This is a genomic window from Heyndrickxia sp. NPDC080065 (genome assembly GCF_050281185.1).
GTDB lineage: Bacteria > Bacillota > Bacilli > Bacillales > Bacillaceae_C > Heyndrickxia.
Genome location: NZ_JBNNWS010000002.1, coordinates 189,158 through 202,167 on the forward strand (window position 1 = coordinate 189,158; position 13,010 = coordinate 202,167).

General features: G+C 35.3%; 10 protein-coding genes, 1 riboswitch and 1 other annotated feature. Of the genes, 2 read left to right on the forward strand and 8 right to left on the reverse strand.

Annotation, left to right across the window (positions count from 1 at the left end; genetic code table 11):
• Positions 1-457: 457 nt before the first annotated feature.
• Positions 458-667: a binding site (T-box leader), on the reverse strand.
• Positions 668-727: 60 nt separating this feature from the next.
• The 5 genes from ACQKP0_RS03090 to ACQKP0_RS03110 all read right to left on the reverse strand — a co-directional run bounded on the left by ACQKP0_RS03090 (position 728) and on the right by ACQKP0_RS03110 (position 6,767).
• Positions 728-1,759: an AI-2E family transporter gene (locus ACQKP0_RS03090; protein ID WP_427404338.1), complete on the reverse strand. Its 1,032-nt coding sequence runs from the start codon at positions 1,757-1,759 to the stop codon at positions 728-730.
• A 145-nt stretch (positions 1,760-1,904) separates the two neighbouring features.
• Positions 1,905-2,819, reverse strand: coding sequence for a TIGR01777 family oxidoreductase (locus tag ACQKP0_RS03095; RefSeq protein WP_427404339.1), 915 nt, complete (start codon positions 2,817-2,819; stop codon positions 1,905-1,907).
• Positions 2,820-2,944: 125 nt separating this feature from the next.
• Positions 2,945-4,906 carry a TRAP transporter permease gene (locus ACQKP0_RS03100; protein ID WP_427404340.1) on the reverse strand — a complete coding sequence of 654 codons (1,962 nt, stop codon included), beginning with the start codon at positions 4,904-4,906 and terminating at the stop codon, positions 2,945-2,947.
• On the reverse strand, positions 4,887-5,414 hold the full coding sequence (locus tag ACQKP0_RS03105) for a DUF1850 domain-containing protein (protein WP_427404341.1): 528 nt from the start codon (positions 5,412-5,414) through the stop codon (positions 4,887-4,889). Before ACQKP0_RS03105 ends, ACQKP0_RS03100 begins: the two co-directional genes overlap by 20 nt.
• A 372-nt stretch (positions 5,415-5,786) precedes the next feature.
• On the reverse strand, positions 5,787-6,767 hold the full coding sequence (locus ACQKP0_RS03110; RefSeq protein ID WP_427404342.1) for a TAXI family TRAP transporter solute-binding subunit: 981 nt from the start codon (positions 6,765-6,767) through the stop codon (positions 5,787-5,789).
• Between the two features lie 196 nt (positions 6,768-6,963).
• Here ACQKP0_RS03110 and ACQKP0_RS03115 point away from each other — a divergent pair, with 196 nt between their 5' ends.
• A complete protein-coding gene (locus tag ACQKP0_RS03115; RefSeq protein ID WP_427404343.1) occupies positions 6,964-8,091 on the forward strand; it encodes a 3D domain-containing protein in 1,128 nt (375 codons plus the stop codon).
• Between the two features lie 70 nt (positions 8,092-8,161).
• Here the strand turns inward: ACQKP0_RS03115 and ACQKP0_RS03120 are convergent, their stop codons facing one another.
• From ACQKP0_RS03120 to tatA, 3 genes are all read right to left on the reverse strand, one after another.
• A complete protein-coding gene (locus ACQKP0_RS03120) occupies positions 8,162-8,731 on the reverse strand; it encodes a nitroreductase family protein (protein ID WP_427404344.1) in 570 nt (189 codons plus the stop codon).
• 104 nt (positions 8,732-8,835) lie between these two features.
• On the reverse strand, positions 8,836-10,050 hold the full coding sequence (locus ACQKP0_RS03125; protein WP_427404345.1) for an MDR family MFS transporter: 1,215 nt from the start codon (positions 10,048-10,050) through the stop codon (positions 8,836-8,838).
• Positions 10,051-10,367: 317 nt separating this feature from the next.
• Complete coding sequence (tatA, locus tag ACQKP0_RS03130; RefSeq protein ID WP_427404346.1) at positions 10,368-10,535, reverse strand: twin-arginine translocase TatA/TatE family subunit; 168 nt, start codon at positions 10,533-10,535, stop codon at positions 10,368-10,370.
• Positions 10,536-10,774: 239 nt separating this feature from the next.
• Positions 10,775-10,919, forward strand: a riboswitch (cyclic di-AMP (ydaO/yuaA leader).
• A gap of 240 nt (positions 10,920-11,159) precedes the next feature.
• Between tatA and ACQKP0_RS03135 the strand changes: the two genes are divergently transcribed.
• Complete coding sequence (locus ACQKP0_RS03135) at positions 11,160-12,980, forward strand: APC family permease (RefSeq protein WP_427404347.1); 1,821 nt, start codon at positions 11,160-11,162, stop codon at positions 12,978-12,980.
• Positions 12,981-13,010: the final 30 nt, after the last annotated feature.

Here is a 13,010-nt window from a genome sequence, read left to right on the forward strand (position 1 = left end):
TGCCACAATACATCTTCCCTTCGATTTTTTAAAGGCTCTTTTCTAAAACTTTATTGCTTTTGAAACGAAATCTTATTTCTACCATATCAGAAAGTTGAGGAGATCCATTTTATAAGAAAGGCTCTTTTCGTATAAATTGTTGTTTTTAGACTATAAACTTAGTCCATTGATTTCCGCTTCAGACACTTGCTTTCCGCGGGGAGGGATGGGAGCCTCCTCAGCGTAACCGCCTGTGGAGTCTCCCATTTCCCTCTTTTTCCCGCAGGAGTCAAGTGTCCTCCGCTACAATCAACTCAGATTGTTAATAAAATATCACTAAAAAAGCAACAAACTTTACGAAAATAGCCATAAGAAAAAATGCTCCGAAACTAAATGATATTATGGAGTGATCTCTATACGAAATAGCAATAATCTTTCCAAAATACCTATTTTAAACGCAAAAAAACCCCGATCCCGAAAAAGGGACCGAGGCCTGGTGGTACCACCCTTATTTACAGCTATGCTGTACACTCTTTGCTGATAACGGTTCGAAAACCGCATGTATCTTAGTTAAAATCGATACAGAACTCCAAGGCAGGTTCAAATGGGGTCTCTGGAAACTTTTCACCAATCGTTTCCTCTCTAGAAGAGACGAAGACATTTTACTAATCCTTATCTACGTTTTTTTATATATAATTTTTAAAAAATATACTAATTTTTTTATACAAAGTCAAGCTGATACATCTTTTTATTTTTTGATTTTTATTAATTTCACTTTTTCATTTTTTACATCTAAAATTTCTAACAGGAATACAAATACCGGAATCCCGAGGATAAGTCCCCATACACCAAAGAAGTGCTCCGAAAAAATTAAAACGATAAATGTGTAAAATACAGGCAAATTTGTTTTCGAAGACATTAATTTCGGATTTAAAACATAGGCTTCGATAGCATGAACAACAGCAATGACGATAACAATCCATAATACGTGAACAAACCCGCCGATACTATAGGCGATAATACATAACGGGATAAGTGAAATAATTACCCCAGCGACCGGAATTAATCCTAGGACGAAAATCATCATCGCTAACCCGAATAGCTGTGGAAATCCCATAATGGAAAGGGCAATGGTTGTAAGAACCGTATTTACAATCGCAATAATAAACTGTGCCTCGATAACCTTCCCAAAAGTAGCCACAAATTTTTTGCAAAAAAACTCAATCTCATCATAAAATGGAGCCACTTTACTGTCTTTGAATTTCTTAGTAAAATCAATCAGTCTCTCTTTTTCTAAAAGATAGAAAAGACTTAGTATTAGGGATAAGAAAATATTTAAGCTTAATTTACCTACATTTGAAAAATAACCAAGTAAAAATGTAAATCCTTGTTTCAAAAAGCTTGTGATTTCAATTTTTTCTGTAATCTGCTGCACAATATAGTTAATTACCACACTTTCTTGTGGCTGGGAATAGAAATTAACTAACTGCATTATTAACTGGGTAATTTGAGTAATAAGCAATGGTAAGTATTTTACTATACCAAGTGATAGCAAGCCAACAATTGCGACATATAGAACGATTACCGTTATTTTTCGATGTATATGAAATCGTCTAGATACAAAATCTGAAAGACGATCCATTAAAAAAGCAAAAATAAACGTTAGCAGTATTAAATTCATCATACTTCGCAAAAAGTATAATATGAGCGCAATCAAAGCAAATATAATAAACCGTTTTACACTTCTTTTCCGAAAAAAACTGCTAACAAACTCTGCCATGTTTCTGTTTCCCCCTAAAACCCGAAATTTATCTATACTGCACCTCACCATATTACTTTATTTTCTCATACTTTCATACTATATAACCTAAAAAAACTATAAAATTTCTTTGTTTTTTTAAAATTTTATGCATCGTAATATTTGTCTAATTCCTTTGACTATTAAGTATTTCCAATAAGGTGTTATTTAATTCAGAATATTTAAAAATAAATCCGTGATTTATTGTTTTTTCAGGAAAAACACATTGACCTTTTAGAAGCATATTACTCATTTCTCCTAATCCTAGTTTTAATATCCAACTAGGGACAGGAAGCCAGTGTGGTGAATGCTTTACAGATGAAATGGTTTTTCCAAACTCCTTCATACGAACAGGATTAGGTGCGGTTACATTTAATGGCCCCTTAATTTGTTGATTTTGGATAGCAAAAAAAATCATTTGGACGGCATCCTCCACATGAACCCATGAAACCCACTGCTTACCTGAACCAATTGTACCGCCGATTCGCAAGCTATATGGGAGCAGCATCATAGGTAGAGCACCCTTTTGACCTAATACTAATCCTAATCGTGCAAATACCGTTCTTACACCATAATCCTGAGCTTTATTCGCTTCTTCTTCCCATTTTCTCACAACTGCAGCTAAAAAATCATCAGCCTCTGTCCCTACTTCTTCACCGAAGGTTTTCATTTCAGACATTCCATAGTAACCAATGGCAGAGGCATTAACGAGAACCTTGGGTTTAGATTGTAACTGATCAATGATTCGGATGATTTCTTTTGTTGAGGCCATTCTACTATCGAGGATTTTTTTCTTTTTTTCTTTTGTCCAGCGAATCCCATTAATGGATTCCCCCGCTAAGTTAACAATTGCATCTACTTCTTGAAGCTTCTCTTCTGGTCGACTATCTTTTTGAAGCCAATTAACAGCATGCACTTGTTCAAATTGTGTTATTTTTTCCGGGTTTCTAGTGAGGATGGTCACTCGGTGATTTTGTTCAATAAGAAGTTTTTGTAATCTTTCCCCGACAAATCCGCTTCCACCTGCAATGACAATATGCACTGGCTATCCCTCCTTTTTATTATAATCAAACATTATCAACGTTTTTTATCAGCATAATAGTATCTACTTTTTTCTAGATTTACAATTTAAAAAAACCTCCGAATATATTTCGAAGGTTTTTCAAGTTAAGCACTAGCCGGAGTTTGCATATTTTTATTATTTTGTTTAAATACAAATTGAAGAACAATCATTCCTACAAAAATACATGCTCCAATGGTGTCCGAAAGTCCTTCCGGATAAATTAACAATAAACCAGCAGCAAGGGATAGAAGTCTTTCAATTACATTTAACTTTCGATACCAGAACCCTATTAAAGCCCCACCAATGGCAATCATTCCACAAAAGGCTGTAATAATTACCCAAACTAATTGGAAGAAGGATGTATCGATCATCAATAATTGAGGTGAGAATACGAACATATACGGGATAATAAAGGCTGCAATTGCAAGCTTCGATGAATTAATTCCCGTTCTTATCGGTTCTCCTCCCGCTATACCTGAAGCAGCAAATGCTGCCAATGCAACTGGTGGTGTAATATCAGCGACAATACCAAAATAGAATACGAACATATGTGCAGCTAGATCAGGCACGTTCAAAGCAATAATCGCAGGTGCGGCAATCGTAGATGTAATAACATAGTTTGCTGTTGTCGGTGATCCCATTCCTAGGATTAACGATGTAACCATTGTAAAGAATAAAGTAAGCAATAATTTTTCATCAGCTAAATCAACAAGTCCATTGGCTAATTTTAAACCTAGTCCTGTTTTCGTTACAACACCAACAATAATACCAGCACATGCCGTTGCAGCGGCAACAGATAATGCTGATTTTGCCCCTTCTGCTAAGGCAATAATAGCGTCTTTTACCCCAATTCGTGTTTCTTTTCTGATTGCACTAACAACTATTGTTGAAACAATTGACCATAAAGCCGCCCTCATAATACTCATTCCACTAAATAGTAAAACAACGACAACCAAGATAGGGATCAATAAGTATACCTTCTTCAATACTTCTTTTCGATCAGGCATTTCTTCGTCGGAAAGGCCTTTTAAGCCAGTACGTTTTGCTTCTAAATGTGTCATGATCCAAATACCAGCAAAATATAAAATAGCTGGTATAGCAGCTGCTTTTGCAATGGTCCAATATGTCATTCCAGGAATAAAATCTACCATCAAAAAGGCAGCAGCCCCCATAATGGGAGGCATAATTTGTCCTCCTGTTGAAGCCGCTGCCTCAACAGCTCCCGCAAATTCTTTTCGATAGCCTAATTTTTTCATCATTGGAATCGTAAAAGATCCAGATGTTACAACATTAGATACGGAGCTTCCACTAATGGTTCCTTGAAGGGCACTGGAGAATACCGCAACTTTAGCTGGTCCTCCGACCCTTTTACCAGCAATGGAGCAGGCTAAATCATTAAAATATTGACCGACACCTGTTCTGATTAGAAAAGCACCGAACAGTAAAAACAAAAAGATATAAGTTCCAGAAACCTTTAATGGCGTACCAAATATTCCTTCAGTCGTAAAGAACATCGTCTGAACGATGGACTCAAGATCTAATCCTCTGTGAATGAAGAAGCCAGGCATATATGGACCGAAGTAGGCATAGGCCAAAAAGATAAGAGCAATAATCATAATAGGCAGCCCTACCGCTCTTCTAGTAGCTTCTAAAACTAATAGAATCGCAATGAGTCCGACAGTAAAATCAAGAGTTGTCATAACCCCAATCCGATTGACGATTGTATCGAACATGAGTGGTAAGTATGAACCGACACCTACTGATAGAACAGCCAAAATTAAATCATACCAAGCAACACTAAATTTCTTTTTAGATTTTTTCCGGGCTGGGAAGAGCAAAAAGATTAATGCCAAAGCGAATCCGAGGTGAATGGATAGCAGCTTTTGAATAGGCAGCACTTGAAAAAGTGAAAAAATGATTTGAAAAATTGAAAAAGCGATTAGTCCAATAAAAACAATCCACTTGAATACACCTTTCAACTTTCTTGTTGCTGATTCTGGATCAAATTGTTCTAATAGTTTTTGTTGCTCTTCTTCTGAAATTGTTTTAAGTTGTTCCTGTGTCAACAATATTCACTCCTTTCAAAAGTTGAAAAAGAGATAGTTTCTTTACTTGAATCGTAATGAAAGTACCTGGTTTAATAAAATTTTTAAATGAATAGACCTTGCTTTTATATATAAGCCGATGGTTTGCTACTACTTGTCCTGTGCTTAAATTAAATGATGGAAAAACCCTATTCATATTTTTAATATAGTAATGACCATTTTCTTGAACAAAAACTTCTCCTTTTTCCGCTTCAGAAGGCATACCAATTGATGTATCATCATACATTAACTCTATTTGTTTGATACTATTATTTTTTAATATTTTATATGACTCTTTTACTTCTGAAAGATGGATAGAATGTGTATATTGGATTTGAAAAGTTTCATTTTTGATTATTGGTAAATAAGCGAGGATTTCCGTAGAATGCATCTTCTGACAAACAATGCTTCTCTGGAAAGGAATCATAAAAATGATTATGATCAAAAGTGCCGCTAGAAATAAATAAAGGTATTTTTTTCGTACTAGCATATTTACACCTTTCTTTATAACAATGAACGAACAAAAGCGTAAGTGCCTTGCTCATCGGCGTACGGATTTCATAGTCTTCGACTGAGATAAAGGAAACACGGTGAGGTATTTCACGAGCCGATGTTGACTTATCGTAGGGAGGAGACGGAGAAATCCGCTAGCCGATAGGCGCTGGAGCTAGACGTAAACCCCGCTCTTCATAAAGTTATCCACAGTGCGAATATTTTATAATTTCCTAAACAACAAGAAATTTTTTAACCTTAGCTTAAGTTTTGCTTCAGGAAATTTTAACAACAATAACCGTGAACAAAGCCAAGGTTTAAAAATGGTAAGACTCTTACTTTGTCGAAAGAGCCTTACCCTTTTTATTCTTTATTTAGAAATACCTTTTTCATCAAAGTATTTCTTTGCCCCTGGATGTAAGTCAATGCTCATTCCGTTTAGCGCACTTTCGGCTTTGATTAATTTAGCTTTGGAATGCTTAATTTTATCTGTGTTTTCAAAGATAGCTTTTGTCACTTTGTAAACAACATCTTCTGGTAAATCATCACGTACTACTAGCATTGAGAGTACGGCAATAGTAGGAACGGAGTCTTTAATTTTATAAGTACCAGCAGCTACTTCATCTTTAATATAGAACGGATACTTTTGAATTAATGCATCTGCTTTATCCGCATCAATCGGTACAATGGTAACGCTTTCTGTAGCAGACAACCCTTCCACCGCACTTGTTGGAGTTCCTGCAGTTATAAATGCAGCATCAATCGATCCATCTTGAATACCTGCAGTTGAATCATCAAAAGAAAGGTCACGGACTTTAATATCATTAAATGACATGCCATAAGCTTCTAAAATTTGCTCTGCATTTGCTCTTGTACCCGAACCCGCAGCACCTACAGATACAACTTTTCCTTTTAAATCGTTAACTGATTTAATATCGGACTTTGTTGTAACAATTTGCACCGTTTCAGGATAAAGTGTTCCTATCCCTTTAATGTTTTCAATTTTCTTGCCATCGAACATTAGCTCACCTTTTGTAGCATAGCTGACGATGTCAGTTTGCGTAAACGCGATATCTGCCTTATTGTCTTTTAATATGGCCATATTTTCAGAAGAGGCACCAGATGTAATGACATCAGCATTAATCCCTGTCTCATCCTTAATAATTTTCCCCATCATTCCCCCTAGCGGGTAATAGGTCCCACCAGTTCCGCCAGTAGCGATTGTTAGGAGCTTAACTTTACTATCTCCTTTTCCATCACCTGAAGTTTTCTTCTCGCCACCACACGCTGCTAGAACCAAAGATAAAAAGAGCATGATTGCAGCGCCGAGAAAAAGGCTTCTTTTTTTCATAAAATTTCCCCCTTTTGGATAATTTTTTAACATTACCATTTTATCATTAGAACTGTTACAATTGTCAAATAAATTCGGAATAATGAGATTATTTTCCTAATACGAAGGAAGTATTTCTATCAATTTAATAGTTTTGTAATTTTAACTCCTATATATATATGTTATAACTATATGTACACTAGAAAGGGGTTGTTTTATGCTAGTCATTAGGCGAATCATTGTCCTACTTTTTATAAGTGTGCTAAGCGTCACAGCGACAATAGAAGCCCATGCAGAAACAAGTCAAGAAAGTTTACATAACGTTGAAAAAAGGCTTAAACAAAATAAAAAAGCTGTTCAACAACAAGAACAAGAGAAAGCAGTCTTAAATGGTGAATTGACAAAATTACAACGAGAATGGAAATTACTACAAACAGTGATTTCTAACAATCAAGAAGAGATAACTAGATTAGATGAAAAAATAAATGAGACGAACCAAAAAATAGAAAAGAAAAAAGAAGAGATTGTAAAGCTAGAGGATCAGGTCTTTGCAAGGGAAGATATTATAAATAAACGATTAGTTGCTCTTCAGGAAAATGATCGTACAAATATTATTATTGAAATTATTCTTAACTCTGAAAGTATTGGTGATTTTCTTAATCGCGTGAGTGCTGTTTCGGTTTTATTAAATGCCGATAACCGAATATTAAACAAGCAAAAAGAAGATCTTAATCAAATTGAAAAGGATAAAAAGGAAATAGCTGAACAGGAAGTACATTTACAAAGAGATCAGCAAGCTCTTGCCTCTACTCAAGAAAAACTGGAAGACAGTTTACAAAAAAAACAAAATACAATAACTGATCTTCAAACGAAATATGCACGTATCGAAAACAAAATAAAGCAATCCAAGAAAAACAATGAAAATCTTCATTCACAAATAGCCATGATTCAAAGGAATATTAAAAAAGAGCAGAAAGCAGCAAAAGCGAGAGCTGCAAAAATACTTAGTCAGACAAGTGTTCAGAATCACAGTAATAATAATGCTACCTCCGTAAAGGGCAAAGAGCTCTATGTATCAGCTACTGCCTATAGTTACGAAGAGACGAAGGAAGGTATTACTGCGTTAGGCTACAACATTAAGGAACATCCGAATATGAAATTAATTGCGGTAGATCCCGAAGTTATTCCTTTAGGCAAAAAAGTCTGGGTGGAAGGATATGGTGTTGCCATTGCAGGTGATACAGGCGGGGCAATTATTGGACATAAAATTGACGTACTAAAGCCATCTAAAAAAGAAGCATCTGCATGGGGACGAAAAACTGTAAAAATCATTATATTAGATTAATTAAATGGAAATTTACCAAAAATGACCTATTCACACAGTGGAAAGGTCATTTTTTTAAATATCATTAATACTAAATGGCTGTATCAGTATCAATTATCATTAATAGCTCCTCAGCAGGTGTTCTATCTTTTCCATTTGGAATTGCATCTGGATATCCGATGTGTAAAAAGCCTATAATTTTTTCTCCTTGCTGGACTCCAACTTTTTCTCTAAAATTCGGATCATGGATAAGAGGATTTGTTTTCCAGATCATTCCTATACCTTGTTCCCATCCTGCTAGCTGTAAATTTTGCACCATTGTACAAACTGCAGCAAAATTTTCTTCCCATTGCTTTTGTCGTGGATCTTCCTTCATCACTACTACCAAATGTAAAGGAACATTCATAACATACTCCCATTTTGGACGGAGCTCCTCATTCTTTTTTAAAATAGCATCTGCTAACACTTTTCTTCCCTCATCTTTAAGAAGGATAAATCGCCAAGGTTCTCTTAAGCCATGATTTGGTGCCCAAACGGCTGTATTTAATAGATCTAATACAAGTTCAGTTGGAACGTTGTCTTTTTTAAATTTTTTTATAGAGCGACGTTGTTCTATTACCTCTTTGATTGTCAATGATGCTTTCTCTTTAAGATTGTTCATTTGAAACCTCCGTCTATTATTGAAAATGATTATCAATATCATAACGGATTTTCTTTTTTTTTACAATGCTTTTTACTATTTTCGACATAGACCAGCATTATTCATTACTGTTCATGCATTACATCCTTAAAGCCTCTTACTACCTGCTTCTTATATCCAAGCAAATAAGAAAAAATGCTCAATGTAACGACAAATGCCATAATTCCAAAAAGCCATTGTCCATTGAATTGTTTAAATATCCAACCTCCAAATATCGGTCCAATAAAATTCCCAAATGATCTGAACTGTGCAGCACCAAAATAGGTTCCCCTCATCGCTTCCGGAGCAATGCTATCGATAAAAACACTTGTAGATGGAAACAAGAAAATCTCGCCAATTGTAAATAAAACCATCGAAAGGATGAAGCCAATCCAATCCTGTGAAAAGCTAAAGCCAATAAATCCAATGACAAATATACTACTTCCCAGCATCATGACATGAAGAACCTTCCACTTTTCTACTAAACGGCTTAGTGGAATTTGCAAGATTACTACTGTAATTGCATTAATTGATAATAGAATAGAATATAGAACAACTCCATCCCTCAACACCTTCTCTAAATGCTGTGGTAAAGAGGATTCTACTTGCGAATATCCAATATTCACTAAAATTCCACCAAGGATAAAGTATAATAATGCTTTGTCATTGATCAATACTTTAAAAGCACCTTGGACACTTGTTAATTTCTTGTTATTTTCCCCTTTTATTATTTGATATTTGTTCAATAGGATAAATAAAACAATTCCGTAAAATAAATAAAATCCCCCTGTTATTTCAAAGGTTATGGTTGATGAAGCTGCACCGAATATGGCACCGAGTAATGGCCCCATTGCCGCACCAATATTAATTGCTGTATAACGCATTGAAAATACTCGAAGTCTCTTCTCTTTATCTGTCACATCTGACATTAGAGCCTGGCTTGTAGGCTCAAAAAATGAACGACATATCCCGTTTAATGCATTTAGGAGAAGAAAAACGATTGGCTTTGTAGCATAGGCAAAACCTATAAAGACGAAAGCCCATGTAAAGACAGAAGCCAACATCACCACTTTTCTTCCAAAACGGTCGGATAAATGCCCCCCTATAAATCCGCCTAATGTACCTGTTAAAGGACCCACCCCAATAATCAGCCCGATAATGACTGGATGAATTCCCTCTGTTTTTGACAAATATAAGGCTAAAAAGGGCAGTGCCATAAAGCTGGCCCCTCTGGCAAAAACTGTCCCGGCAAGCAATGTCCATACAATTGGATGGTACCCTTTTAAGTTTATTTTTTTCATACTTTATCCTTCTCTCACTCTAGTTGATATAACGGCCTTTTCTTGTTAAGGATATTATTTAATTTAAAAAATGAAAATTAGAAATTTTGAAACCTTAATGATAAGTGGAGTTTATTGGGGATTAACAAATGCGTGGGATCCAAAAGGCTTTATTAATTCCACTTCCTGATTCAAAAACACATGCACGGGATTCATAAGACTCGATTGATTCCACTTCCTAGTTCAAAAACCCATTCGTAGGAATCAAAAAGATCGATCACGCTAAACAAAAATAAAACCACAGGTATAAACCTGTGGCGAGCTATTGTAAAAAGGAATTATTTCTTTTCATTTGAATCGTCTTCCATTATTCCTCTCATACCCTTTTTAAATTCCCTTAATGTTTCTCCAGCTGCTTTTCCGATTTTCGGAAGCTTGGATGGGCCAAAAACTAACAGTGCAACAATAATAATTAATAGAATTTCACCAAATCCCAAGTTACTCACTGCTTCATCTCCTAAAAAATGATCGTTTTCAAAATAAGTTCTTATGAATTATTTTAAGCTTAAAAGTAATCATTATCAAGCTGGCATATTGGACGTATTATGAACATTAGTCATATTTTAAAAAGAAAAAAACTGGTTAAATTACAGTAAATCACGCTCAAAAATTTTCCACTAAGTTAAGCAAAATTCTTCTTTACAAGTGAATTTGATGGGAGTAATATTTCAATATAAATCTTTCATATCTTTTTTCGCTTAATTCGTAAGAAGCGGGGGAACCACTTTTGTGGCTATTTTGCCACTTGGGGTGAATCCTTTTTTGAAGGTAGGGTTACTCTCATACCCGAATCCGACAGCTAACCTCGTAAGCGTTCTGAGAGAGGAGTAGACTTGTGTTCGATTAGTCGGCCACAGAGGACTGCGTCCCTCTGTGGTTTTTTGTTGTGCTTTTATATCCAATATAGGGGGAATCACTTTATGTAGAATACGCTTCTTTCACGGTGTAGATACATTATTAATCTAGTTGAAACATTTCATTTACATTTTAAATAAAATTTTACATTAAAAGTATAAATAATAAGTCAATTTAAAACTGAAAAGCACATTTTAATAAGGAGACTTCATCAAATGTACAGTTCTATTAAACGTTTTTTAATCGGGAGACCTCTAAAGTCACACGAACTAGGTGAGCAAAAATTAACAAGGTTAAAAGCGTTGGCAATATTATCATCAGATGCTTTATCATCAGTAGCGTATGGGACTGAACAAATATTAATTGTTTTAGCATCGGTTAGTACGTTGGCATTTTGGTACAACGTTCCGATTGCGGTTGGGGTATTATTCCTTTTAACAGCGCTTATTTTATCCTACCGCCAAATAATCTTTTCGTATCCACAAGGTGGAGGCGCTTATGTTGTTTCAAAAGAAAATCTTGGGGTGAATCCGGGATTAATTGCCGGAGGATCTTTATTAGTTGATTATATTTTGACAGTTGCAGTTAGTATATCGGCAGGAACTGATGCTATTACATCAGCATTTCCTGTTTTACATGAGCATAATGTTCTTATTGCAGTTATTCTTGTTATTCTAATTACGATACTAAATTTACGCGGCTTAACAGAATCAGCTACTGTTTTATCTTATCCGGTATACTTGTTTGTCATTGCATTGGTGATGATGATCATAGTAGGAATTTATAAAGTTGCTACTGGTCAAGTATCTCCCCATTTGCACACAGCATTGGGTACACATGTTACTGGGATATCGTTATTTTTATTACTGCGTGCTTTTTCATCTGGGAGCTCTGCTTTAACTGGTGTAGAGGCGATTTCAAATGCGGTCCCTAATTTTAAAAATCCCGCCGCAAAAAATGCAGCCTCTACCCTTGCAATGATGGGAACGATCCTAGCAATATTATTTACTGGAATTACCTTTTTATCCTATTGGTTTGGAATCGCTCCTAATGGACATGAAACTGTCGTATCACAAATTGCTTCCCAAACATTCGGAAGGAATTTTCTTTACTATTTTATTCAGGGTACGACTGCATTAATTCTTGTCCTAGCAGCGAATACAGGGTTTTCAGCATTTCCAATGCTAGCTTTTAATCTAGCAAAGGATAAATACATGCCGCGGATGTTTTCAATAAGAGGAGATCGCTTAGGATATTCAAATGGAATTATTTTTTTAAGTGTAGCTTCAATCATTCTTATTATCGCTTTTAAAGGGAAAACTGAGCATCTAATTCCTTTATATGCAGTAGGTGTATTTATCCCATTTACACTCTCTCAAACAGGTATGATATTGAAATGGGTAAGGCAAAAACCAAAAGGGTGGATTGTTAAGTTAATAACTAATTTAGTAGGAGCCCTAATTTCCTTTCTTGTTTTCGGTATTCTTTTTGTGACAAAGTTCCATCAAGTATGGTTTGTCGTTATCTTTTTACCAATGGTCATATTCATCTTTCATAAAATAAAAAGGCATTATGATTCAGTAGGTGAACAGCTGCGAGTTGTCCATCCTACAGTTGAAGCTATTAATGGGAATGTGTTTATCGTTCCTATAGCTGGAACGACAACGGTTGTAGAAAGATCAATTAACTATGCAAAATCTCTCACTGATCAAGTAATCGCTGTATATGTTGCGTTTGATAAAGAAGATGAAAAAAAGATGGAGAAAAAGTGGGAAGCATTAAATAATGGTGTTCGATTAGTGACACTTTATTCTTCCTACCGAAGCATTATCCATCCATTATGTAAATTTTTAGAGACGGTTCAATCAAAGGCGCAGGAAAATCACTATATGGTTACTGTTCTTGTGCCTCAATTTATACCGAAAAAAAGGTGGCATAATATACTACACAATCAATCAGCATTATTAATAAGAGCAAAGCTATTGTGGCAAAAAGATATTGTTGTAGCAACGCTTCCTTATAAATTTAAAAAATAGATTATTCGCTTTCTAAATTTTTCTATTGCA

Excerpts from the sequence above, each read along its gene's own strand:
- ACQKP0_RS03090 (WP_427404338.1), bottom strand. The coding sequence starts at position 1,759 with ATGGCAGAGTTTGTTAGCAGTTTTTTTCGGAAAAGAAGTGTAAAACGG.
- ACQKP0_RS03105 (WP_427404341.1), bottom strand. The coding sequence starts at position 5,414 with ATGCTAGTACGAAAAAAATACCTTTATTTATTTCTAGCGGCACTTTTG.
- ACQKP0_RS03110 (WP_427404342.1), bottom strand. The coding sequence starts at position 6,767 with ATGAAAAAAAGAAGCCTTTTTCTCGGCGCTGCAATCATGCTCTTTTTA.
- ACQKP0_RS03115 (WP_427404343.1), top strand. The coding sequence starts at position 6,964 with ATGCTAGTCATTAGGCGAATCATTGTCCTACTTTTTATAAGTGTGCTA.
- ACQKP0_RS03120 (WP_427404344.1), bottom strand. The coding sequence starts at position 8,731 with ATGAACAATCTTAAAGAGAAAGCATCATTGACAATCAAAGAGGTAATA.
- ACQKP0_RS03125 (WP_427404345.1), bottom strand. The coding sequence starts at position 10,050 with ATGAAAAAAATAAACTTAAAAGGGTACCATCCAATTGTATGGACATTG.
- ACQKP0_RS03135 (WP_427404347.1), top strand. The coding sequence starts at position 11,160 with ATGTACAGTTCTATTAAACGTTTTTTAATCGGGAGACCTCTAAAGTCA.